The sequence below is a fragment of the Undibacterium sp. WLX3042 genome (genome assembly GCF_049544825.1).
Taxonomy (GTDB): domain Bacteria; phylum Pseudomonadota; class Gammaproteobacteria; order Burkholderiales; family Burkholderiaceae_D; genus Undibacterium.
Genome location: NZ_CP186698.1, coordinates 2,491,633 through 2,516,162, shown reverse-complemented (window position 1 = coordinate 2,516,162; position 24,530 = coordinate 2,491,633). Strand labels below are relative to the sequence as shown.

Below are 24,530 nucleotides of genomic sequence, written 5' to 3'. Positions count from 1 at the left end.
ATGAGTTCCCAGCCCACTGCCGTCGTCTTTGCCTACCACAACGTCGGTGTACGCAGCATTAAAACCCTGCTCGCCCGCGGCGTACATATCGCTCTGGTCGTCACGCACGAAGATAATCCGGCAGAAACGATCTGGTTTGAATCCGTCGCCGCTTTATGCCAGGAACACGGCATCGAAAGCATCACGCCTGCAGATCCTAAATCCGCCGACCTGGCGCAACGTATCGCTACGATAGCGCCTGACTTCATTTTCAGCTTTTATTATCGCCACATGTTGCCATTGGATCTGCTCGCGCTGGCCAAACGCGGCGCCTACAATCTGCACGGTTCTTTATTGCCGAAATACCGTGGACGTGTCCCGGTTAACTGGGCGGTCCTGCATGGCGAAACGGAAACTGGCGCCACCTTGCATGAAATGGCGGCCAAACCGGATGCCGGCAAAATTATTGCGCAGACAGCCGTGCCCATCCTGCCGGATGACACTGCCTATGAAGTGTTCGGAAAATTAACTGTCGCTGCTGAGCAAACGCTTTGGTACGCGCTGCCCGGCCTGATCAGTGGCGAATATAAAGCATTAGAAAACAAACTCAGCGAAGGCAGTTATTTCGGTGGCCGCAAACCTGAAGATGGCCGGATAGACTGGTCGCAGTCGGCACAACAGGTATATAACCTGCACCGGGCCGTAGCACCACCTTATCCGGGGGCATTTTTCGAGCAGTCAGGGCATCATTTCATTATTCAAAAAGCACGTTTAACCAATTTACCGACCGGAAATTTGCCGACAGGCTTGCATGTAGTAGATAATGTTGCCCTTGGCGTATGCGGCGATGGCAAAGCCTTACGTATAATTGAATTGCACTGTGACGGAAAGCCGATTCAGGTCAACGAACTGAAGCAATTGACAGGCGTTGTTTGAAGGTAATCAGGTAACGTTATCCGGCATAGCTCCCAACATTTACATTTAAGAAGAACTCACCATGAAAAAAGTCCTCATTCTCGGCGTGAACGGTTTTATCGGTCACCATCTGTCCAAACGTATTCTCGAAACGACAGACTGGGAAGTCTACGGCATGGATATGCAAACCGAGCGTCTGGGCGACCTGATCAATCATCCACGCATGCATTTTTTTGAAGGCGATATCACCATCAATAAAGAATGGGTTGAATATCACGTGAAGAAGTGCGATGTGATTCTGCCGCTAGTTGCGATCGCGACACCATCGACTTACGTCAAACAACCGCTGCGCGTGTTTGAACTGGACTTTGAAGCCAACCTGCCTATCGTGCGTTCTGCTGCAAAATACGGCAAACATCTGGTCTTCCCTTCGACTTCCGAAGTGTACGGCATGTGCCATGATGAAGAATTTGATCCGGAAGCGTCTGAACTGATCTGCGGTCCGATCAACAAACCTCGCTGGATATACTCCTGCGCGAAACAACTGATGGATCGCGTGATCTGGGGCTACGGCATGGAAGGCCTGAATTTCACTTTATTCCGTCCGTTTAACTGGATCGGTGCTGGCCTGGACAATATCCACACACCAAAAGAAGGCAGCTCACGTGTGGTAACACAATTCTTTGGTCATATTGTTCGCGGCGAAAATATCTCGCTGGTCGATGGTGGCGCGCAAAAACGCGCGTTCACTTATATCGATGATGGTATTGATGCTCTGATGCGCATCATCGACAATAAAAATGGTGTCGCTTCCGGCAAAATTTACAACATCGGCAATCCGGGCAATAACTACTCTATCCGTGAACTCGCCAACATGATGCTGGCGCTTGCTGCTGAGTATCCTGAATATGCTGAAACAGCGAAAAAAGTACAACTGACAGAAACGACATCCGGCGCTTACTATGGTGCAGGCTATCAGGACGTACAGAATCGTGTGCCAAAGATCACCAATACTTGTGAAGAATTAGGCTGGGCACCGACAACCGGAATGAAAGACACGATGCGCAATATTTTTGATGCTTATCGTTCGCAGGTCGCTGAAGCACGCTCCCTGATGGACTGATCCGGGTCAACATGCCGAATATTGTTCTCAAAATCGACGTTGATACCTTTCGCGGCACCAGAGAAGGTGTACCAAATCTGGTGCGGATACTCAAGCAACATCAGGCCGGAGCAACTTTTCTGTTTTCGCTTGGAAAAGATCATACCGGCTGGGCCTTGCGGCGAGTATTTCGCCCCGGTTTTTTTCAAAAGGTTTCCCGTACTTCGGTCGTCGAACATTACGGCATCAAGACTCTGATGTATGGCGTGTTTCTTCCTGCGCCCGACATCGGTAGCTGCACGACAGAAATGCGCGCGGTTGCTGATGCCGGCTTTGAATGCGGCATTCACACCTGGGATCACGTCGTCTGGCACGACAATGTCCGGCAGCGAGGCAAGGACTGGACGTACGGACAGATGCAACGAGCACAGCAAAAGTTTCAGCAAATTTTCGGCCATCAGCCTGCAACACATGGAGCAGCTGGCTGGCAAATGAACGAACATGCATTTGCCCAGCTTGATCAGTTTGGAATGCAATACGCGTCTGATGGCCGCGCCATGTTGACTGACGATGGCAGCCTTGCCAATCCAGAAGCAGGCCCTTACCGGTTAAAAGTAGGTAATGAGGTAAAGTCATGCGTACAAATGCCGACTACCCTGCCTACTCTCGACGAACTGCTGGGGCGGACAGTCAACGGACAGGAACTGACTACCTCAACAATTGCAGCACATATACTGGATCTGACAAAAAAGCCCAGAGACCATGTATTTACCCTGCATGCAGAACTTGAAGGGCAAAAACTTGCCCCCATATTCGAGCAACTGCTGACGGGCTGGCATAAGCAAGGTTATCGTTGCATATCCATGGCTGATTATTTTGACGCTATCAAAGATAAAAATTTGCCGACACATCCTCTTTCATGGGCCAGTTTGCCCGGAAGGTCCGGAGAACTTGTTGCCCTGATCTAGCCTGTCAGCAACAACTTCGCCACCACTAACCAAGGAGATTACAGTGGCTGACATGCTTTCCGCTTTAAATTGCCAGGTGCCAGAATTTTCTGCTGCAATGACAGGCAGCAAGGAATTTCATCTGAGTAATTACAAGGGTAAAAATCTGGTGATTTATTTTTACCCGAAAGACAATACTCCGGGATGCACAACTGAAAGTCTTGCTTTCCGCGATTTATATCCACAATTTGAGTCTGCAAACACAGAAATTTTTGGCATCAGCCGCGATAGCCTGCGTTCGCACGAAGGGTTCAAAAAGAAACTCGATCTGCCATTTGAGCTGATATCCGATCCGGACGAAACTCTGTGCCTGTTGTTTAACGTCATGAAAATGAAAAACATGTACGGCAAACAGGTTCGTGGGATAGAACGCAGTACATTTGTGATTGACGCCACGGGTAAATTAGTGAAAGAATGGAGAGGTGTCAAAGTAGCAGGTCACGTTGATGAAGTACTCGAATTCGTGAGCGCCAAAACTTAATTGAACTCTACCAATTTTCTTTACTCAGAAGCCGCCATGGGCAGAACCGGCAATCAGCCGGGATCGCCACAGCGGCTTTTTGATTTTACAGCTCTCACTTTTTGATTGAGGTATTCATGCCATTACCAAAAATGCCGACTAAACCCGCAGCGTTATTATCGCCAAAAGACTATCCGAAAGCGGAGACAGGCAAGCCTGGCAAAGCGGTAAAAGTCGCTCGTACTGAAAAAAACAAAGTGTCTGAAGATAAATCGCCTGCAGCCAAAAAAACGCAGACCACCGTTGGTAGCGCAAAAACCTCTCGCTCAACACAAAAGACGGCCGCAACTAAAGCACCTCGCACATCTGTGCAGGCAGCGGAGAAGATTGCTGCTCCGGCAATGACGACGACAGTCATCGAAACAAAAATTCCGGATATCCGCGTTAAATCCAGCATCAGCCGTGCCGCCGATAAATCGGGCGTCATCAAGCTGTTCGTGCTCGACACAAATGTCCTGATGCATGATCCTACCTCTTTATTCCGTTTTGAAGAGCACGATATCTATCTGCCCATGATCACGCTGGAAGAGCTTGACGATCATAAAAAAGGCATGTCTGAAGTGGCGCGCAACGCACGCCAGATCTCCCGCTCACTCGACGCGCTGGTCAGTGACATCGATCATCAAGATATAGAAAAAGGCATTCCCTTATCGAAATTAGGCAATAAAGAAGCAAAGGGGCATCTGTATTTCCAGACCAAGCTGCAAGTCGGTGAATTACCGCGCGGTCTGCCCCAAGGAAAAGCGGACAACCAGATTCTGGGCGTTGTGCAGGCGCTGGAACAGGAATTTCCGGGACGCCCTGTCGTGCTGGTGTCAAAAGACATCAATATGCGCATCAAAGCCCGCGCGCTCGGCTTGCCAGCGGAAGACTACTTCAATGACCATGTCATGGAAGACAGCGATTTGCTGTACTCCGGTATTGTTCAGTTACCTGATGACTTCTGGAATAAACACGGCAAAGGCATAGAAACCTGGCAAGAAAATAGAAACGGACTCAGCACTACGTTTTACCGTATCACGGGCCCGGCGATTCCGTCTTTGCTGGTTAACCAGTTTGTTTATCTTGAACCGAATAATGGTGAAGCTTCATTTTACGGACAAGTAAAACAGATTAATGGCAAAACTGCCGTATTGCAGACGCTGCGCGACTACGGTCACGTCAAGAACAGTGTCTGGGGCATCACTTCGCGTAATCGTGAACAAAATTTTGCCCTGAATCTGTTGATGGATCCGGAATGTGATTTCGTCACGCTGCTGGGTCAGGCCGGCACTGGTAAAACTTTACTCGCGCTCGCTGCCGGTCTGGCGCAGGTATTGGAAACCAAAACCTACAACGAAATCATTGTCACCCGTGTCACCGTGCCAGTTGGCGAAGACATCGGTTTCCTGCCAGGTACAGAGGAAGAAAAAATGTCGCCATGGATGGGCGCGTTTGACGACAATCTCGAAGTATTGAATAAGTCAGACAATGATGCCGGCGACTGGGGACGTGCTGCCACGCAGGATCTGATTCGTTCAAAGATCAAGATCAAATCACTGAATTTCATGCGCGGTCGTACCTTCGTCAATAAATTCCTGATTATCGACGAAGCGCAAAATCTGACACCGAAACAGGTAAAAACTCTGGTGACACGAGCTGGCCCAGGCACAAAGATCATCTGTCTTGGAAATATCGCGCAGATTGACACACCATATCTGACCGAAGGCTCCAGCGGTCTGACCTATGTCGTTGATCGTTTCAAAGGATGGTCACACAGTGGTCACGTGACTTTAGCCCGCGGCGAACGTTCACGTCTGGCAGATCACGCCAGTGAGATCCTGTAAATAAGGAATTACCGGTTTTTTTAAAGCGCTGCTATGGCAGCGCTTTTTTTATGTCCAGCAATTATTTTTTACCTGAGATAAACTATTGACTAAGCAATGATTATTTATTGAAATGACAGACGAAAAATCCTCCTTGCAGTTTGATGTAAGCCACGTTGAAGACAGCGTGGGTTATCTGATCGCAAGAACCAGAACGATGTTATCCCGCGCCGCTGATGGCGCTTTGCGTTCGCGCGGCATCACCCATTCACAAGCCAGTGTATTTTTAATGCTGGGGCTAGGAAAATGCCATACCGCGGCAGACCTGTCGCGTGATTTATTCATCGACTCTGCTGCAATGAAAAGGACGCTGGACAAGCTGGAATCAAAGGGGTTTCTGCGCAGAACACCAGACCAGGCAGATAAACGCCTGTTTAAACTCGAACTGACCGAGAGCGGAAAGGAAATGGCGGCTCAACTGCCGCCGATTTACAAAGAAGTCCTGAACATCGGCTTTACAGGATTTACGGAAGAAGAACTCGGATTCCTGAAGTGCCTGCTGCGCAAAGCCCTCGCGAACCGACCGTTATTAGACGCAATAAAATAATCATTGCATAGTCAATTAAATTTATCAGCAGCCATACCAACTGTGAACACCCAAACCAAATGAAACCTCCTGAGATAAAAAAGATGAACAGCAAGCATATTGCTTATCATGCAATTGCTGCCGGAGTGCTGGCACTACTTTCCGCATGTGTCAGCTTTGACGGCATACAAAGTCAATCGCAACTCAAGTCAATTGCTGGTGAAGCAAATTCCGGCATATTTGCGCAACAGCAAGGCTTGTGGCCTGCGAGTGACTGGGGAGTTGCGATTGGCGGCAAAGAATTGCAGTCCCTGATTGACGCAGGCTTGAGTAACAATCCGTCCCTGCAAGTAGCAAGCGCGCGTATCAATGCAGCGCGGGCGGTAACTGCGGCCGTCGGCGCAAATTCGCTGCCGACTGTCAACGCGAGTCTGGACAGCACTTATCAGCGTTTTACCGAGAATGGGCTGATTCCGAGACCGCTGGCCGGTAGTTACGAAAGCAATAATCAGCTAGCACTGAATGCCAGCTATGAACTTGATTTCTGGGGCAAACACAGCGCAGAAATGCGCACTGCAGTCTCGCAGGAAAAAGTCGCTGAAGCGGAAAAACAAAGTGCCCGCCTGCTGCTGAGCAGCGCGATTGCCCGCAGCTGGTTACAACTGGCACGTCAATATCAGCAACTCGCGCTGAGCGAACAACAGCTTGCCGTGCGCGAAAAAATCGATCAGCTGACATTGCAAAGACTGAAAGCAGGATTAGAGACAAAATCCGAACTACAACAAAGCTTATTGCAAATCTCCGGCATCAAAAACGAAATCACCGGCTGGAAAGAAGCTATCGCATTGACCCGCAATCAACTCGCCGCCTTGCTGGGTGCAGGACCAGAGCGCGGACAGCAGATTCCGGTACCGCGTTTTCAGGAAAACATGGCGATTGCAGCGCCGGCCAATCTGCCACTGGAATTAATTTCAAGAAGACCGGATATCGTTGCCGCGCGTTGGCGCGTCGAAGCTGGTCAGAGCGAGATTGATCTGGCAAAAAATCAGTTTTATCCGAACATCAATATCGTTGGCTTTGCCGGTTTATCCAGCCTGGGTTTAGATAATTTCATCAAGAGCGGGAGCAGTATCGTTGGCGTCGGCCCGGCAATCCGTCTGCCGATTTTCGAAGGCGGCCGTCTGCGTGCGCAATTAAAAAATAAAGTGGCGGGGTATGACGTCGCGGTTGCGACCTACAATCAGAGTCTGACGGATGCACTGCATGAAGTCGCAGATCAGTTGCAGATTCTGCAAACCAACGAAGCCCAGGCCAGACAGCAAACCATCGCAGAACAGGCCGCCAGAACAGCTTTGCAACTCGCTCAGCAACGACAAAAAGCAGGGACAGCAAATATGCTTCCTGTTTTAGCCGCAGAGACGGCGCTGCTCGCACAGCAAAAATTATCAATGGACATAGCCATTCGCCGCGCTGACAGTCAGATTAATCTGATCAAAGCACTGGGTGGCGGCTATGACAGCAAAGCCAGCAACACCGCATTGGCAAATGCAACATCAGACACTTTTACAGCATCTAACAAACCGGAGGCAGCGCAATGAACGCTCCAGCACAAAACTCTAACTCCCCTGCCACTCCAGCAATCGAAGCTGCGCCTGACAAAAGCAAGCGCCGCGGTCGGCTGCTCGTTGTTACCGCTATCATCGTGATCGCTGCGATCGCTTATGGTGTATGGTGGGCGCTGGTCGCCCGTAATTTTGAACATACGGAAGATGCCTACGCCGCAGGTAATATCATCCAGGTAACACCGCAAATTACCGGCACTGTCGTTGCGATTCATGCCGACGATACAGAACTGGTACAGGCCGGTAAACCTCTGATTGAGCTCGATAAAACAGACGCCAAAGTCGCTCTCGAACAAGCGGAAGCGCAATTGGCGCAAACGGTGCGTGAAGTAAAAGTTCTGTTCGCCAATAACGCCAGCCTGCAGGCCAATATCGACGTGCGTAGCACTGAGGTTGAACGGGCGAAGGCCGATCTGGCGCGTCGTCAGACATTACTCAGCTCAGGGGCAATTTCCGCCGAAGAACTGGAACATGCTAAAAATGCGCTGAAGACAGCAGAAGCAGCATTACAAGCGACGCGCGAACAGTTAAGCTCAAACCGCGCGCTGACAGAAAATACGACTATCACTCAGCACCCGAATGTGCTGCGTGCTGCGACTAAAGTCCGCGAAGCGATGCTGACATATCACCGAAGCACGTTGCCAGCTCCCGTCAGTGGTTATATCGCGAAGCGCGCCGTACAGGTCGGGCAGCGAGTCAATGCGGGAGCGCCATTATTATCCATCGTTCCGCTGAATTCGCTGTGGGTCGATGCGAACTTTAAAGAAGTACAGTTAGCTCACATGCGCACAGGTCAGGATGTCACCTTACATTCAGATCTGTACGGCAACGATGTCGAATACCACGGCAAAGTTATCGGCTTGTCCGCTGGCACAGGTTCTGCGTTTGCATTACTGCCAGCGCAGAATGCAACAGGCAACTGGATTAAAGTTGTGCAACGTGTTCCTGTGCGCATCTCTCTCGATCCTAAAGAATTAGAGGCACATCCACTGCGGATCGGCGTTTCTATGCAGGTGCAGGTGAATATCTCTCAGCAAAAAGGCGCACCGGTCGCAGCAAGCGCGGCAGCCCGCGCAACGCCAGCGTATCAAACGGCTGTATTTGAACAAAACGGCAAAGATGTCGAGCAACGCATTACTTCGATCATCAATGCAAATTTATCGGCCGCAAATTCGGCTAACAATACGGCCAACACCAAGGCAAAGTAATGAGTACAGCATCCCGCGCAGCTCACGTAGCACATCCGCCGCTGAAAGGTACCCAACTGGCAATGGGCACACTTGCACTGTCTCTGGCGGTGTTCATGAATGTGCTTGATTCGTCGATTGCCAACGTATCAATTCCGGCCATTTCAGGCAACCTTGGAGTCTCGCCGCAACAAGGTACCTGGGTGATCACGTCCTTCGCTGTCGCTAATGCAATCTCGGTTCCGTTAACGGGCTGGCTGACCACGCAGTTCGGGCAGGTCAGATTGTTTATGGCATCCATCCTGTTATTCGTTCTATCGTCCTGGCTGTGCGGTATCGCACCGAATATCGAAATACTGATCGCGGCGCGTATTTTGCAGGGTGCGGTTGCTGGCCCGATGATTCCGCTGTCACAATCCTTGCTGTTATCGAGTTACACCCCGGCCAAAAGTTCAATGGCACTTGCACTATGGGGCATGACAACCCTGGTTGCGCCGATTATGGGGCCTCTGCTTGGCGGCTGGATTTCAGATAATTACACCTGGCCGTGGATTTTCTATATCAATATTCCAGTCGGGCTGTTTACTGCATGGGCGACATGGTCGATTTATCACAAACGCGAATCAACCATCAGGGCGTTACCGATTGATAAGGTTGGCCTGTTTCTGCTGGTGATCTGGGTCGGCGCTTTACAACTGATGCTGGATAAGGGCAAGGAACTCGACTGGTTCAATTCGGGCGAAATTATTTTGCTGACAGTGATCGCAGTGGTCGGACTGATTTATTTCATTATCTGGGAAAATGGGCAAGATCATCCGGTTGTTGATCTGTCTTTGTTCAAGGGAAGAAATTTCTCCGCAGGTGTCATTGCGATTTCCGTGGGCTATGGTTTGTTTTTCGGCAGTCTGGTCATTATGCCGCTGTGGCTACAGACCCAATTGTCTTATACCGCGACTGAAGCAGGAAAAGTAATGGCACCGGTGGGTATTTTCGCGATTCTGTTATCACCGGTTATCGGGAAAATTTTACCGAAAGTAGATGCCCGCAAAGTGGCATCGCTTGCGTTTCTCGGATTTGCACTGGTATTTTTTCTGCGGGCGCGCTTCAACACCGAAGTTGATACCATGACGCTGATGATACCAACCCTGATTCAGGGTGCCGCCATGTCGATGTTTTTCATTCCGCTGACATCTATCGTCTTATCGGGTCAGCCACCGGAAAAGATCCCTGCGGCCTCCGGCCTGTCTAATTTTGTCCGGATTATGTGCGGCGGTATGGGTGCCTCAATCATGACAACGATGTGGGACAGCCGTAGTACGATGCATCACGCGCATATCACTGAAAGCAGCGGATATGCCTCCTCCGCTTTCGTGCAAAGCATACAAGGCTTTACACAACAAGGGATGAGCGATCAGGCAGCCTACGCGGTTCTGGACAGAACCATCAGCGTGCAAGCCAGCACTATGGCTGCAACAGATATTTTTTATCTTTCCGCCTTCATGTTCCTCGGCCTGATCACACTGGTCTGGCTGACTAAACCAAAGAAATCATCAGCACCGGTAGATGCAGGTGGCGCACATTAAACCAGATACGGGTCAACTAGCGTTGGCCCGTTTTTTTATTTGCGACCAGCGTTGCGCCACGCACTTCAAAACTAACCTGATCCAGCAACAGACCTTGAGGCGTCAACAAACTCAGTACATGCTTGCCTGGGACAGGAAACCAGTCATATCGCAAGGTTTTATCCTGCTGTGAAGTAGCCACAGAAATCGTTTTTAAGTGTCTCCCATCCAATACCAGTAACTGTCCCTCACCCGCGGAAATGAACCGCATGCGTTGTCGCTCTGGTGGTATGTCCGGATCGACCGCAACGATCATTCCTGACTTGGGATAGATAATTTTTGTCTGTATCTGATCTGAACGCGCCCGGACTATCTTGTCCTGTGCCGTTCCTTTTAAAAACAACTCGTTTCTGGGCGCCTCAATCCCTTCCGAAAAACTGACAAGACGCTGCTCTACACCTTCAGGTAAGCGGCGCTTCCCTGCCCCTTCGGGCCGGAAATCCTTGTGCAGGTAATGCATAATTTCCTGCCAGACTGGCGCAGCACCGGTCACGCCGGAGACGTCCCACATCGGTGCACCGGAAGCGTTGCCTACCCAGACGCCCACGGTATAACGCTCAGAAAATCCTATGCACCAGTTATCACGCATATCTTTAGAGGTACCGGTTTTCACTGCGCTCCACACACGCGTCGCAAGTGCGTTTTCTAATCCAAAAGTCATTGCCCGCGCCGCTCTGTCACTGAGAATATCACTCACAATATACGATGCTGCGGTATCCATTACCTTCACCGAAAGAGGATGCAGATCAGTATTTCTGTATCGCGGAAGACTAAAATTTCCCTGGTTAGCGAGACTGCGATATGCATTTGTCAGACTCAGCAAACTCACGTCCGCGCTACCCAAGGCGAGGCTGTAACCGTAATAATCACCAGACTCGCGGAGTTGAAAACCCAGCGCTTGCAAACGTCTGAAAAACACTTCAGGTTGAACACTGATCAACATCCTGACAGCAGGAATATTCAGTGACGACGCTAATGCCGTCCGCACACTGACCAGCCCTTTGAAGTGTTTATCGTAATTCTGTGGGATATATAAACCATTGCTTGTCGTCAGATTGACCGGCGTATCATCGATTACCGAGGCTGCAGTAATCAAACGCATCTCCAGGGCCTGCTCATACAAAAACGGTTTTAAGGTAGAGCCGGCCTGACGGAGTGCGACCACGCCATCAACGTGGGCTGCATCGGATAAGCTGCCGCTGGAACCCACCCATGCCAGAACATCACCACTGGCGTTATCCAGCACAACAATAGCGCCATCCTCGACATTGCGATCTACGAGTGCCGATAATTGACGGACCAGACTGTCTTTTGCATAAGCCTGTAAGCGAGCATCCAGTGTCGATGTGACACGACGTGCATCCGTCGTCAGGACTCTGCGAGCAAAATGCGGCGCGAGGTTGAATCCGTTCTGCGTCGTTGTGTAGATAGTATTCGTGGCTACGGTGGCACCTGACTTACTGCTCAGATGAGAAAATGCCAGCGCCGTCTGTCCTTCCAGATTGGCACAGAATTCCGCTTGTTTTTGTTCACGTAAAATATAACAGGCTCGCTCACTGACTTTACTGACGCTGGCATTCGGGCCGCGTATCAAAGCGACTGCAATTGCCGCCTCAATCTGATCCATGCCACTCGGATGCTTGCCGAACATCACTCTTGCGAGCGCGTGTGTACCTACGATTTCACCGCGAAATGGCACCAGATTCAGATACGCTTCCAGAATTTGGTCTTTACGCCATTGACGTTCCAGCCATTGCGCAACAATGGCCTGTGAAATTTTCTGCGAAGCACTGCGTGCTGACGAGCGGCGCCGTAAATCCTCTTCCAGCAAACCAGCCAGTTGCATCGTAATAGTGGAAGCGCCGCGTGTTTTCGTATTCCACAAGTTACCCCAGGCGGAAGCGGCTACCGCGTTCCAGTCAACACCGGAATGTTGATAAAACCGTTTGTCTTCGGATGCGATCAGTGCGCTTCTGAGTGCAGGAGAGATATCTTCCAGGCTGACCCACGCCAGTTTGCGCTCTCTGGCGTCCACCCGCATCTGCTGCAAAATAGCGCCGTGCCTGTCCAACAATACTGCATCTGAGGATACATACCGGGCTTTGACTTCCTGATAACTGAGCACCGCACCAGCATTACTGCTATACAAAAGCAGTAATACCCCTATTAAATAAAAGAAACGGCGCAGCATTTTTTCCGCCAGACCTGACGAGTAGTTACCGCCACGGGTATATGACCTGATACTCACTTCTATCGTCTGTATCACTTCACTATCATCACGGCGTTAGGCGACTCACCAAACATCTCCGGCGCATACATAGCCTCGACTCTGGTCGATGGCAGATGAAATTCACCGGCGTTGTTCAGTCTGACCGTGTAAGACATACTGAATTTACCTTTAGGAACAAACTGATAGTAACTTCTGAAACTGTCAAAACTGCGCTCTTCGTATGCCAGCAAAGCCTGTCCGGAGTTACGTTCGGTCGCAGCCGCAATTGCAGAATCACGCCCCAGACCTGAGCCCAGCAAGGTCGCCCCAGCGGGGATAGGATCGGTGGCCACCACCCACGTCATATCGGTTTGCGCATCAATATCGATGTTGACCCGCAATATATCGCCGCGCTGATATTTCCCGGCTTGTTTCTGCTCCACAGGCGTTATCGTTTTCGTGATCCGGTAACCGCTGGAAAATGCTGTCTTTAACGGTACGGCTGCCAGACTTTGCAACTGCAACCACGGCTTGCCTTTACCATCATGTGTCGCTTTCAGGTTCGTATCAGCAGCAATTGTCTGCGGCCACGGTAACAGCTGCTTACCGCCACCATTCGCTGGCCAGTTAAAAGTTTGCGAATTCAATGCCGGATTTGCTCCCTGCTGCAAACTGATGCGGCTGGAACCGCTGACTTTTTCAGCTTCAAATTTTTTCGAAAATTTTTCTAACGCGAGCAATCCCCATAGATTCGCCGTTGTCGTCATCCAATGACCACGTACCTGTCTTTGCAATGTGCCATTGAGTATCTTAGGCAAATCATCACGCCAGGCCGGATTGTCCATCATCGCCAGCAATAAACGATTTGCATTGACGTCGCTATTCCCCATCAGCCACCACCAGTAATCATCGCGCTCATTGGAAAAGCCCATGCGCGTACCCTGATAGTTGAGCCGGCTGCTTAAGACCTGTTCTGCTTCTTTCATTGCCACAGTCCGTTGTGGCAATGTGCTGCTTCTTTGCAGTATCAGATACCAATCCAACACCGCACCAGTTGGCCATTGGTTTGGCGTGATTTGCACCGAACCCAACATTCTAGGTTGGACAAGGTTATAACGGGATAAAGCTTCCAGCGCAGCCAGTTTACGTACATCTAAATCCTTGCGCGGCGACCAGAAATCGCGGGTAATTTTTCCTTCCACGAACGCTTGCAAGCCCTGCAGCATCTTATCTCTGATGGATTCCGGTATCGCATAGCCTGCTTCCTGCGTTGCCGACAAAAGGTAGGCCGTCAGCGTATCGCTGCCCAGCCTTTGTCCACTGTCTGTTGGTGGGTAGTAATACGCCAGGCCATCAGCATCCAGATATGTAGGCAATTCATTGACGACTTTCTGCCACATTCCCGCATCACGCAAGCCGATGGCTCTGGATGTCTTTTGTTCCAGGCAGATATACGGATAGTTTTCAAAATAACGGCGTAAACTATCACTCCCACTGATCAGGCTGGGCAGGAAGGAAACTGCAATGCCTCCTCGACCGGGTAAACCATCTGCTGGCTTGACCACCGGTAAACTCAAAGGCTTATCCAACTGAATCAAGGTCGCTTGCTGCACTGTCACCGGTATTGCAGGAATCAGTTTTTGCACGAACTTCAGACTATCTTTCGCGCCCTGATTAGTTGCCCCCTGCTCCTGCGCACTAAATTCCCACTGCAATTGCTGACTTTGCACATCGGCACCGAGTAGCGGCACCTCTATCAGCCAGTTCGCTTCGCGTGCCTCGCCTGCCGGTATCTGTAACTCTTGTGCAGGCAATGATGCCGAGGCACCGTTGGTTTTGGCTTGCAGCATCACTTTCATCGCTCGGCTTGTGGTGTTACGCACCGTCAGCATTGCATTGTAATGATCACCTTCACGTACCAGCGGTGGCAATCCCGAGACGATTTGCAGATCCTGCGTTACCTTGATACTGGTTGTTCCGGTACCGAACATGCCATCACCACTTTGTGCGACAGCCACAATCCGGAAACTGCTTAAGGCATCGTTGAGTGGCACATCAATTTGTGCCCGGCCATTGGCATCAAGCTGTACTGCAGGCTTCCAGAGCAATAAGGTATCAAGTAACTCTCTGGTCGGAGATTTTCCGCCGCCACCACCAGCAGCCACGGCTTTGCGCCCGTAATGGCGCTTGCCTATCACCTGCATCTGTGCAGTGGCAGTTTCAACGCCATAACTGCGGCGTTGCAACAGCGCTGTCAGTACATTCCAGCTGTCGTTTGGTTGTAGTTCCAGTAAGGCTTCATCCACCGCAGCGATGGCAACTTCACCACCAGCCGCAGGCCTACCGTCAGGCAGTCTGACTTGTATGCTGGCTTTCGATGTTGCCCGTATCGGATAGGCAGGTTTATCACTGCTGACGGTAACAGCTAACTGCTGAGCGGCAATACCGACATTGATTTCCGCAATGCCATATTTATACGCGGGTTTCGCCAGATCAACCGTCGCACCTGGCGCCTGATACTCACGGAATTCACTCCACCAGTTGAGAGGTTCTTTCCATCCCCAACTGAAGAAGGAATACCACGGCACTTCACGCATACGCCCCCGCACCGCCAACACGGACACATAGACGTTCGGGCCATAACTGGCTTTGATTGGCACCCTGATGGTCGGATCACGGCCATTCAATTCCACCACCATGGTGTCGATCACACCTTCGCGTTCAACCGCAACCAATGCAGTCGCTGAGCGGAAAGGCATACGCACCTGAAAGCTCGCAACCTCGCCAGCCTTATACTGTTTTTTCTCAGGTAATACATCCATGCGATCCTGATTCTCACCATCAAACCAGACCTCACCTTTGCCTGTGACCCAGAGCGAGGTTTTCGCATAAGAACTCCGCCCCTGCTGATCAGACGCTTTGACCTGTAATTCGATATTGCCGGATTCTGTCATCTCAACTTCGCAGATCAGTAATCCGCGAGCGTCTGATTTGCCTTTACACAGCTGACCTAATTCCTTGCTCGATTCTGTATTTTCGTATGCATAGAAACCACCGACAATACGACGCCGATGTGAATCGTTGTGTCTCGCAATACCTGTAATGACTAACGGCACGTCAGACACGGGCTTGCCATTGGTATCGAGTGCAATTGCAGTAAAGCGGGTTTTGTTTTTTACTGATACCCAGTCTTCATTCTTGATTCCGGCCACCACAGCAGCAGGCCATACAGGAATCACGCTACTGATCGTCTGTATTTCTCCATTCGGATCGGAATACGTCATTTCAGTCAGTAACTCCTGCGGACGCCGTATCTCAGGCAAAGCGCTCAATACTGTTTTCCCGCTGCCGTTTTTATCCAGCGTAACGGGAAGCTTATTCGCGACGATTTTTTGTTCATCTTCGTTACCGTCATTGGTATAAAAAGAGAACTGCTCGTAATCTGGGAAGTGCAGCATACGGTTACGTAACAGACTGGTCACTTGTACCGATAAGCCGGATGCGCCGCCACCGTTGAGATAATTCAATTGCAGACTCAGTGGTAACTCTTTCGGTGTAATATGCGGCCCCTTGGCCGGAATCACGCGCCCTTGCAGCAGTGGCAGACGAAACTCCTCAACACGAAAACCACCGGTGTAATACGTCTGATCACTATATCGGTAATCCTCGTTGCCACCTTCATCATTGGTCGTCGCCAGTTTAACGTTCCCTTTATCAAGGATAATGTCATAGCGACCTAATTTTGCCTGCGCAGGAATGGTGAAGGTATTCTCAGCTGCATTTCGACCTCTCCAGACAACTGGGAACTGAAATTCCTGATTACTTCCCTGATGCACAATCCGCAAACGATTTGGCAATTGTTCTGTTTTGACTAAAGCCAGACCATGCATGGTCTCTGCACGGATCAAATGCTTCATGGATACTGTTTCACCGGCACGAAATAAACTGCGGTCCAATACTGTGTGTGCTTTTACCGATGTGGCAGAATTGAGATCTGTTGGCAAATTGAAGCGATAGGATTCAATTCCGTTATTCCACGACGATAATACGAAAGCCATATCAGCGCGGCCTTTCTCATCCGTTTTACGTGCACTGACAAAATAGCCATTAATTTTTAACTCGCTGCGCTTTCCTTCGCTGTCAACCTCATTGTTTTTACACCCACTGAGTGGCTTTGCGAGCATTGCGATGCCATTGACATCGGACCGCCCTTTCCAGACTGAACGACCGTAACAATCAGAAATCTGTATATCTGCATTTGCCACTGGTTTACCGTTGTCGAGTCGGGTGACCCAGACCGCGGCATTTTCCCTTCCGGATTTCAGATGTACGGCCAAATTGGTCACCAGGGCACTGGTACGTACAAACATCGGTGCTGGCTTTCCGAGCAACGCAGCGCCCAGTCTTTGCGACTCGAGCTCAAGCACATAAAAACCCGGCGCTTTGAACGGTATGCCGACGACCTCAAATGGGCGCACATTGTCAGTTTTCATTGCCGGTAATTCCAGCTTGCTTGCTTTTGCTTCTTTACTCAACAAGCCTATGCTGCGGGTTTCTATCAATTGATTATTTTTACTGACCGTCGATTCATGGTATCGATTCAGCTTACTCAACCATTCAATAATCGCGGTATCTTCATCGACTTTCAAATTTGCCAGTTGACCTGGGGCGACTTTACCATTCGCCGAACGTGCCACTAATGACGACTCAACGTTTCTCAGGGTCACAGGCAAGGTCGCATCAGCATTGAGCTCAACGATGCCAAACGGTGCTGCGGGAAATTTCGCCAACGGCGGAAAATCAGCCGTCATCAGTTTGTACGGAAACTGTCCCGCATTCGACAAATTACGACCGCTATCGTCTTTAAGTCCGGACGGCAACTCAATGCTGAGTTCAGATTTTTCTGCGAAAGGTGGTTTAAAACTGAGATAAGTGATCAGATCTTCACCATTCTCTTTGGGCAATTCAGGTTTTACAGATCCTTTGGCACTTTTTAGCAGGATTTTTTCAGCAAACTTGCGCGGTATGCCGGAACTGAAATTCATCCGTATCGGCAAAATCGGCGTACAAGCAGCATTGGCATTTTCACGCTCACAAGAAACACTCGCAGTGAATGCCGGGCGCACTTTAAACTGAAAGCTTTGTGCACGCGTAGAGACGATACCGTTGGTGCTGACAATTCCCTTATCCCAGACAATTTTCACTCCGGCTTCAGCGGGAAATTTTTGCTGGCATTGAATAGTCGAAATTTTATTGGCATCCGCTTTCTGGGCAAACTCTTTGAGCAGCAGATGACGTGTCTCGCCAGTCACGAATTTAACCGGAACCCGCTCGTGTATGCCCTCAATTTCGCAGTACACATGTTGGCGCAGACTAGCCTCAGTGGCTGCTCCCGACTGATGGAGAATGAAAATCTGGTCTTCTTCAATATCCGACTGTGCATACGGATTGGTGCGTACCACTGCCGGCCCACCGGTATTGAATTGAAAACCGGTTTTACCTGTCAGCCCCGCTCCCGACTTCGTTTTAAACTCAGTCTTCAGCGTAAATGAACACTGGCTGCCGACCGGCAAATCCTGGTTGAAATCATAAACCCAGTTACGCTCATCGGCCCAACGACCAATGCCACTGACGGCTTCGCCACTGCATTTGATGTTAAATGGCTCCCCGGCTTTCGGGTCACCGAAGGCTACGGCGGCTTCTGAGAAAGTTGCTCTGACCTGCCTGATCTGAGCGACTTCACCTTGCGGCGTAAAACGCGTTATCGTTGCTGCTTCAGCAACCGGCAGATTGCCGATGGTGAACAAAGTGGCAAACGCGCATATTGATTTGATCAGGCCAGCCATCTTTTTATCTCCAGTCGCCACGCAAATGTTTTACTTTTGCCTGCAGCACCAGCGGCGTTACTTCTGACGCCGCCATTTCTTCACCAACTACTAATTCCAGTTTTGAGAATGGCCCGCGCCGGAACGCACGTTCGAATGGATTGCCTTTGTCGCGCGTGAAAAAACTGCCCCACAATCCTCGTAAGGCCATCGGATAAACCGGTACCGGCGAGCGCTCCAGAATTTTCATAATTCCGCCTTTGAACTCATTCATATCGCCGGTATGCGTCAGCTTGCCCTCAGGGAAAATACAAACTAATTCCCCTTCATGCAGTGCCTGTGCGATATCGATATAGGCCTTTTCCATCAGCCATGGGTCCTCTTTTGCCGGTGCGATCGGTATCGCTTTCGCCGTACGGAATATCCATGACAAAAACGGAATTTTAAAAATTCTGTGATCCATCACAAAGCGTATCGGACGCGGACTGGAGGCCCCGATCACAATCGCATCCATATACGACACGTGATTACAGACCAGCACCGCACCGCCTTCCAGCGGAATCCTGTCGGTATTGACGGTTTTGACTCTGTGCACAGTCTGGATCAGCAACCATGCGACAAAACGCATCAGGAACTCCGGCACCAGACTGAATATATAAATGGCGACAAGCGCATTCAGAACAGCGGTTACCATGAAAATCTGCGGGATCGTATATCCCTTTTTGAGCAGCAGCATGGCCGAGAGTGATGCAACGACCATGAAAAGGGCATTCAGAATATTCATGCCGGCAATCGTTCTCGACAGATGTTTCGGGTCGCAGCGGGTCTGAATTAAGGCAAACAAGGGGACGATATAAAAACCACCGAAGATCCCAATCATGACGATATCAAACAGAATATGCAGACTGCCGGTCTGCTTGAGGAACTGCAAAAAATCAACGCCGGAGGCATTGATGTAAGCAACGCTGGATAAATATAGATCAAAACCAAACACCGATAAACCGATAGCGCCAAACGGCACCAGACCAATTTCAACTTTATGACCGGAGAGCTTCTCACATAATAAGGAACCAGCGCCTATCCCGAACGAAAAAAAAGTCAGTAACAGCACGAAAACACTATGGTCGCCATGCAGATAATTTTTGGCATACGAAGGAAATTGCGCGAGCAATATAGCGCCGTAAAACCAGAACCAGGAATTACCCAGCAATGAAAGGAATACCGGTCGGTTCTGCTTGCTGAAACTGATATTACGCACCGTTTCGGTGACAGCGTTCCAGTTAATCTTTAACTCCGGTTCCGGTGCTGGCGAATACGGAATTTTCAAACTCGAGATATAACCGATGATCGCGACAATCACAGCACCCGCAGCAACCAGCTCTATCCCCCAAGGTTTGTAGACAACCAGCATCGCGCCCAGTATTTCTCCCAACAAAATACCGACAAACGTTCCCATTTCTATCAGGCCATTACCGCCGACCAGCTCGTCAGTTTGCAGGTGCTGTGGTAAATACGCATATTTAACCGGACCAAACAAAGTTGAATGTATGCCCATACCGGCCACTGCCGCAATCAGCACCCACAGATTGTGGCTCATCCAGCCATACGCTGCGATCAGCATGATAATGATTTCGAGCAACTTGATTTTCCGCGCCATGCTGCCTTTTTCAAACTTATCGGCAAACTGCCCCGATGTCGCAGAAAACAAGACAAATGGCAGGATGAATAAACCAGGGATCAGATTATTCAGCAAATCAATATCCGTATTCGCCCAGTTCAACGCGTCGTAGGTCAATATCGTCAACAGCGCTATTTTGAAAAAATTATCGTTAAATGCACCAAAGAATTGCGTCCAGAAAAATGGTGCAAAACGTCGTTGGGTAAGCAGCGCGAACTGACTATGTTGGCTCATAAAGTTGCTCGTTAAAATTGACGAAAATGAAGATTAAGATTGTAACTTACAGGATTGCAATTTAAGTAAGAATCTGTAAGCACAGTAGTCATGGCATGACATATACGTATCATGCCGTCTGAAAGCAGATCCCACGCAGATAGCTGGCAGAGACCCGACATACCGTCAGACGACTGGCACGCGATTTACGATTGAAAAAAAGCGATCGCTTTTTCGACAGTCAGAACGCGGCAAGAGGATTGTGTTGCGATCTGCAATGCCATTTCCAGTTGCTCCGGAGTTGTGCCCCACGGTCCCGGATTGCTCCTGACTTCATGAGAATAAAAAATCAGCCAGCCACCCTCATTCGCAGTTTGCTGTATCAGTTGTAATACGGTATCCGCGTTTGTCTTGTCCGCATACAAAGCCTGCGCGCGCAAAGCATATAAATCGGCTTTTCCTATGTGTGTGCCGCCACCGGTGATGCGGTTATACAGGAATCGTTCTGAAGCAGCTATTTTGCTGGGCAAATCATAAGCACCAAATGGGAAAGCAAAGCCGCTGCTTGGCAAATGGTGTTCTTCAAAAAATGCCTGATTCCGCTGCCAGTCTTGTCGTAGCGCAGAAAGAGAGTGATTGGCACAATTCATGTGCGAATAAGTATGGCAGCCGATTTCATGGCCGTTCGCAACCAGTTTCTGCAAATCTTTGACGCTGTGGCAGGTTTGCCCCTGCTCTGTACGGTCAGTTAATTGACCGCAGACGTAAAAACTGCCACGTGCCTGATAGCGCTCGAGAATTTCTGCGCCGGCATGGCAAGCGCTGGCTGGTACATCATCAAATGAAAAACTGACGACACCTTGTTGCTTGCTTAAATTGATCCAGCGCCCGGCGAGATGGCGTGCGGCAAAGCGGCTGGCTTTTTTATACAGGGACATCATTCGCGTATCGGTTCTGTGGCGCTCAAAGATTGTTGATAACGCTGCAAACCCAATCGTGCAGCGCTGCCGGGAAGATTTTCAAATGTATATTCTAAGCCCAAGCGGACAACGGTCTGCCTGAGTTTGATGTCATCGGCAGCTCTGTCCGTTTTTTCGTAAAAGCTATCAAATAACAGCCGGAAACCGCGTTCAAACTGGTAACTCGCGCCGATACCGATGCGCTGTAATTTCTCTTTGCGGGACGAATTATTGTCGGGTCTGACTAATCTGGGAATGAGTTCCTGATCACTATTCTGCAGCAAGGCTGAAAAATTGACGTTTGTTTTATCCGACCACTTCCACAACGCATCAACGCGGGCGCCTTTGCTGACCACATACAGAATAGATGGATCAACGATCGTAAATGGTCTGTCGAATAGCTGCAAATCCAGCCTTAGCATCGTTGAATAATGATAAGTGCCACGCCAGATCGCATTAAATAAGCGGGTATCACGTTCATTCAGAACATCATAGCGGCGACGTATCAGCCCCAGATGGGCGCTGGTGATAGCCTTGATGCTATAGCGCCACTCACCATCCAGATACAACTCCGTTTCTTTGTATTTTTTATCCAGATCCCGCACTTGCTCTGGCGTTCTGTCGGCAAAACGGGTCTCAGATAAACGCGTCCCCGCTTCGATACTGGAACCCGTTGGCGACATATAACGCAAACCTAGTTGCTGACCGCGTTCGTCAAAGTTATATAACTGGTTCAGGTCCAGATCGTAGTTCAGCGCATTCCGAAACAGGCTCGCACTAAGCATCCAGTCGTCATCTGATTTTATTCTGACGTCGGCACCGGCACGGCGCGTATGCGCGATATCCCGCTCCGTCAGGCTGCCATTGATGTACTGAAATAAGCGTTGATCCTTACCCGCATACACCCTGCCACTAAGGGATTGCCCCGCCTGCCAATCGAAAACAGCATCAGCCGCACCGGGTTGATGGTCAAGCTGGCGGTATTCCTTGTAATGTCGATTGCCGAGAGAGCCGCTGAGAGTCAGGCGCGTCTGATCAGATAGCAAAGGGATGATAGCTCCGGCGCGGATATCGCTTGCATTCACAGCCTCGGTCAGTCGCTGTATCTGTTCCCGCTTTTGCCCACCTCCGGCCTGATCGTCATAAAAGCGGAAGGGATTCGTATCCCTAGAGAGTGACGTTTCTAATTGCAGCACCAGTTCCGTGGTCGCGAACGCAGGCCATGAGCTCAGTGCCAACAAACAAGCCATGCCCGTTTTTTTGCACTTGCTATTGAACTGCGTCGCCGTCCGCTTCATAGACTCAGCAGTCTCATTGCTGTTGCAGACCCTGTTCCGATAGACGGAACACACGATCGCAACGTCCGGCAAGCCCGGCGTCATGGGTCACAATCACAAAAGCGGTACCCAATGTTCTGGATAATTCCAACATCAGTGCAAATACTTGTTGCGCGGTACCACTGTCGAGATTGCCCGTAGGTTCATCTGCCAGCACACAGGCTGGCTGAGTCACCAGCGCACGTGCCAGAGCAACCCGTTGTCGCTCGCCACCGGATAATTCACCGGGCACATGCGTGACTCTGTGCTCCAGCCCGACTTTGCTCAGCATCACCTGTGCCTGTTGACGTGCCTCCGCACGTGGAATACGCCGAATCAGCAAGGGCATGGCGACGTTATCGAGCGCAGAAAATTCCGGCAGTAAATGATGGAACTGATATACAAAACCTAAAGAACGATTACGCATCACGCCACGCACAGATTCACTCAGATTTGCGAGATCTTCACCCAGAAGACAAACCTGACCTGTGGTCGGCGTATCGAGGCCGCCTAACAGATGCAATAACGTCGATTTACCTGAGCCAGAAGCACCGATAATCGCCACCCGTTCACCGGCATTGACGGTCAAATCAATTCCCTGCAATACCTTGACCGCTTCCGCGCCTTCATTAAAGGTTTTGCCAAGCTGGGTACAACTTAAAATCGCTTTGTCTGTGAAATTACTCATAACGCAAGGCCTCCGCCGGTTTAACGCAGGCTGCTCGCCAGCTGGGATAAATAGTTGCGGCAAACGCCAGTACAACCGCCATGCTGCTGATTTGCCAGACGTCGGCCCAACGCAGATCCGATGGCAAGGCACTGATGAAATACAAATCTTTCGGCAGGAAATTGACGCCTAACAAATGTTCGATCGCGGGCACAATCACATCAATATTCAAGGCCACCAGAACGCCGAGCGCGACACCTAAACCGGTACCGATCAGACCAACGAGTCCGCCTTGTATCATGAATATTTTCATAATCGATCCGGGCGACGCCCCCAGGGTTCGCAGAATCGCAATATCCGCCTGCTTGTCGGTAACGGTCATCACCAGCGTGGACACCAGATTAAACGCAGCGACCGCCACAATCAGCGCCAGAATAATGAACATCATCGTTTTTTCTGTTTTAACTGCAGAAAAATAGTTACGGTTCTGTTGCGACCAGTCGCGTATCAGTAAATCACCGGTCAAGGTTTGCGACAATTCCAGCGCGACCTGCGGCGCTTTTAACATATCCTTGATACGCAGACGCAAACCGGAAGGTGCAGGCAGACGGAAAAATTTCTGTGCATCTTCGATCTGCATAAATCCCATGCCTGAATCAAATTCATAATGTCCGGCATCAAAAATGCCGACCACATTAAATGCTTTCAGACGCGGCACCATGCCTGCAGGCGTCATCTGTCCTTCGGGTGCCGCCAGCGTCACCTTATCGCCAACCCTGACATGCAGGCTGCTCGCCAGCGCCGTACCCAGAATGATATTAAATTCTCCGGGTCTCAGATCTTCCCATCTTCCGACTTTGATTTTCGTCGCCACTTCCGACACTTTAGGTTCCTGATCAGGCAATACGCCACGAAGAATCACGCCGCGCATCACATCGTCGCGGATAATCATCGCCTGCCCATCGACATACGGCGCACTGGCAATTACTGAAGAATTTTTCTGGGCCTGCAGTGCGGTATTTTTCCAGTCCGGCATGGAACCGGCGGCATCAAAGACTTCAATATGCGACAGCACCGATAGCATACGATCGCGGACTTCTTTCTGAAATCCGTTCATTACCGACAGCACAATAATCAGCGCAGCAACACCGAGTGCGATGCCGAACATAGAGATCATGGAAATGAAGGAAATGAAACTATTACGACCACTGCGACGTCCGGCGCGCGTGTAGCGCAGCCCCACCAGCCATTCAAAAGAGAGATTTTTCACTGCAAATGTCGTTTCAAAGAATTAAGGCAGACAGAAGTTTGCCATACA

The 24,530-nt window shown here is 50.1% G+C and carries 16 protein-coding genes; 9 read left to right on the top strand and 7 right to left on the bottom strand.

Annotation, left to right across the window (positions count from 1 at the left end; translation table 11 throughout):
• The 9 genes from ACPAOP_RS11395 (at position 1) to ACPAOP_RS11355 (ending at position 10,306) form a co-directional block, all read left to right on the top strand.
• The gene (locus tag ACPAOP_RS11395) at positions 1 to 915 is read left to right on the top strand and encodes a formyltransferase (RefSeq protein ID WP_423679539.1); all 915 of its coding nucleotides are present in this window, start codon (positions 1 to 3) and stop codon (positions 913 to 915) included.
• A 61-nt stretch (positions 916 to 976) separates the two neighbouring features.
• A complete protein-coding gene (locus ACPAOP_RS11390) occupies positions 977 to 2,017 on the top strand; it encodes a bifunctional UDP-4-keto-pentose/UDP-xylose synthase (RefSeq protein WP_423679538.1) in 1,041 nt (346 codons plus the stop codon).
• An 11-nt stretch (positions 2,018 to 2,028) separates the two neighbouring features.
• Positions 2,029 to 2,964, top strand: coding sequence for a polysaccharide deacetylase family protein (locus ACPAOP_RS11385; RefSeq protein ID WP_423708083.1), 936 nt, complete (start codon positions 2,029 to 2,031; stop codon positions 2,962 to 2,964).
• Between the two features lie 52 nt (positions 2,965 to 3,016).
• Positions 3,017 to 3,484 (top strand): peroxiredoxin, encoded by a 468-nt coding sequence (locus tag ACPAOP_RS11380; RefSeq protein ID WP_423710011.1) that lies wholly within the window; start codon positions 3,017 to 3,019, stop codon positions 3,482 to 3,484.
• A 116-nt stretch (positions 3,485 to 3,600) separates the two neighbouring features.
• On the top strand, positions 3,601 to 5,349 hold the full coding sequence (locus tag ACPAOP_RS11375; RefSeq protein WP_423708082.1) for a PhoH family protein: 1,749 nt from the start codon (positions 3,601 to 3,603) through the stop codon (positions 5,347 to 5,349).
• A gap of 112 nt (positions 5,350 to 5,461) precedes the next feature.
• On the top strand, positions 5,462 to 5,935 hold the full coding sequence (locus tag ACPAOP_RS11370; protein ID WP_423679535.1) for a MarR family winged helix-turn-helix transcriptional regulator: 474 nt from the start codon (positions 5,462 to 5,464) through the stop codon (positions 5,933 to 5,935).
• An 83-nt stretch (positions 5,936 to 6,018) separates the two neighbouring features.
• The gene (locus tag ACPAOP_RS11365) at positions 6,019 to 7,512 is read left to right on the top strand and encodes an efflux transporter outer membrane subunit (protein WP_423708080.1); all 1,494 of its coding nucleotides are present in this window, start codon (positions 6,019 to 6,021) and stop codon (positions 7,510 to 7,512) included.
• Entirely contained in the window at positions 7,509 to 8,744 is a 1,236-nt protein-coding gene (locus tag ACPAOP_RS11360; RefSeq protein ID WP_423708079.1) for an HlyD family efflux transporter periplasmic adaptor subunit, read from the top strand. The genes ACPAOP_RS11365 and ACPAOP_RS11360 overlap by 4 nt, the downstream gene beginning before the upstream one ends.
• Positions 8,744 to 10,306, top strand: a complete 1,563-nt coding sequence (locus tag ACPAOP_RS11355) for a DHA2 family efflux MFS transporter permease subunit (protein WP_423708078.1) — start codon at positions 8,744 to 8,746, stop codon at positions 10,304 to 10,306. Before ACPAOP_RS11360 ends, ACPAOP_RS11355 begins: the two co-directional genes overlap by 1 nt.
• Before the next feature lie 16 nt (positions 10,307 to 10,322).
• Here ACPAOP_RS11355 and pbpC read toward each other — a convergent pair whose 3' ends face one another.
• From pbpC to ACPAOP_RS11320, 7 genes are all read right to left on the bottom strand, one after another.
• On the bottom strand, positions 10,323 to 12,536 hold the full coding sequence (pbpC, locus tag ACPAOP_RS11350; protein ID WP_423710010.1) for a penicillin-binding protein 1C: 2,214 nt from the start codon (positions 12,534 to 12,536) through the stop codon (positions 10,323 to 10,325).
• 71 nt (positions 12,537 to 12,607) lie between these two features.
• The gene (locus tag ACPAOP_RS11345) at positions 12,608 to 18,400 is read right to left on the bottom strand and encodes an alpha-2-macroglobulin family protein (protein ID WP_423708077.1); all 5,793 of its coding nucleotides are present in this window, start codon (positions 18,398 to 18,400) and stop codon (positions 12,608 to 12,610) included.
• 4 nt (positions 18,401 to 18,404) lie between these two features.
• A complete protein-coding gene (locus ACPAOP_RS11340) occupies positions 18,405 to 20,291 on the bottom strand; it encodes an MFS transporter (RefSeq protein ID WP_423708076.1) in 1,887 nt (628 codons plus the stop codon).
• 185 nt (positions 20,292 to 20,476) lie between these two features.
• The gene (locus tag ACPAOP_RS11335; protein WP_423708075.1) at positions 20,477 to 21,208 is read right to left on the bottom strand and encodes a polysaccharide deacetylase family protein; all 732 of its coding nucleotides are present in this window, start codon (positions 21,206 to 21,208) and stop codon (positions 20,477 to 20,479) included.
• Positions 21,208 to 22,479 (bottom strand): hypothetical protein, encoded by a 1,272-nt coding sequence (locus tag ACPAOP_RS11330; protein WP_423708074.1) that lies wholly within the window; start codon positions 22,477 to 22,479, stop codon positions 21,208 to 21,210. Before ACPAOP_RS11330 ends, ACPAOP_RS11335 begins: the two co-directional genes overlap by 1 nt.
• A 61-nt stretch (positions 22,480 to 22,540) precedes the next feature.
• A complete protein-coding gene (gene lolD, locus ACPAOP_RS11325; protein WP_423708073.1) occupies positions 22,541 to 23,233 on the bottom strand; it encodes a lipoprotein-releasing ABC transporter ATP-binding protein LolD in 693 nt (230 codons plus the stop codon).
• A complete protein-coding gene (locus ACPAOP_RS11320) occupies positions 23,226 to 24,482 on the bottom strand; it encodes a lipoprotein-releasing ABC transporter permease subunit (RefSeq protein ID WP_423708071.1) in 1,257 nt (418 codons plus the stop codon). The genes lolD and ACPAOP_RS11320 overlap by 8 nt, the downstream gene beginning before the upstream one ends.
• Between the last annotated feature and the right edge of the window lie 48 nt (positions 24,483 to 24,530).

What these genes read in the sequence shown, in the direction of transcription:
- ACPAOP_RS11335 (WP_423708075.1), bottom strand. Translation starts at nt 21,208, where the DNA reads ATGTCCCTGTATAAAAAAGCCAGCCGCTTTGCCGCACGCCATCTCGCC.
- ACPAOP_RS11380 (WP_423710011.1), top strand. Translation starts at nt 3,017, where the DNA reads ATGCTTTCCGCTTTAAATTGCCAGGTGCCAGAATTTTCTGCTGCAATG.
- ACPAOP_RS11395 (WP_423679539.1), top strand. Translation starts at nt 1, where the DNA reads ATGAGTTCCCAGCCCACTGCCGTCGTCTTTGCCTACCACAACGTCGGT.
- ACPAOP_RS11390 (WP_423679538.1), top strand. Translation starts at nt 977, where the DNA reads ATGAAAAAAGTCCTCATTCTCGGCGTGAACGGTTTTATCGGTCACCAT.
- ACPAOP_RS11375 (WP_423708082.1), top strand. Translation starts at nt 3,601, where the DNA reads ATGCCATTACCAAAAATGCCGACTAAACCCGCAGCGTTATTATCGCCA.
- ACPAOP_RS11340 (WP_423708076.1), bottom strand. Translation starts at nt 20,291, where the DNA reads ATGAGCCAACATAGTCAGTTCGCGCTGCTTACCCAACGACGTTTTGCA.
- ACPAOP_RS11360 (WP_423708079.1), top strand. Translation starts at nt 7,509, where the DNA reads ATGAACGCTCCAGCACAAAACTCTAACTCCCCTGCCACTCCAGCAATC.
- ACPAOP_RS11370 (WP_423679535.1), top strand. Translation starts at nt 5,462, where the DNA reads ATGACAGACGAAAAATCCTCCTTGCAGTTTGATGTAAGCCACGTTGAA.
- lolD (WP_423708073.1), bottom strand. Translation starts at nt 23,233, where the DNA reads ATGAGTAATTTCACAGACAAAGCGATTTTAAGTTGTACCCAGCTTGGC.
- ACPAOP_RS11385 (WP_423708083.1), top strand. Translation starts at nt 2,029, where the DNA reads ATGCCGAATATTGTTCTCAAAATCGACGTTGATACCTTTCGCGGCACC.
- pbpC (WP_423710010.1), bottom strand. Translation starts at nt 12,536, where the DNA reads ATGCTGCGCCGTTTCTTTTATTTAATAGGGGTATTACTGCTTTTGTAT.
- ACPAOP_RS11330 (WP_423708074.1), bottom strand. Translation starts at nt 22,479, where the DNA reads ATGGCTTGTTTGTTGGCACTGAGCTCATGGCCTGCGTTCGCGACCACG.
- ACPAOP_RS11365 (WP_423708080.1), top strand. Translation starts at nt 6,019, where the DNA reads ATGAACAGCAAGCATATTGCTTATCATGCAATTGCTGCCGGAGTGCTG.
- ACPAOP_RS11355 (WP_423708078.1), top strand. Translation starts at nt 8,744, where the DNA reads ATGAGTACAGCATCCCGCGCAGCTCACGTAGCACATCCGCCGCTGAAA.
- ACPAOP_RS11345 (WP_423708077.1), bottom strand. Translation starts at nt 18,400, where the DNA reads ATGGCTGGCCTGATCAAATCAATATGCGCGTTTGCCACTTTGTTCACC.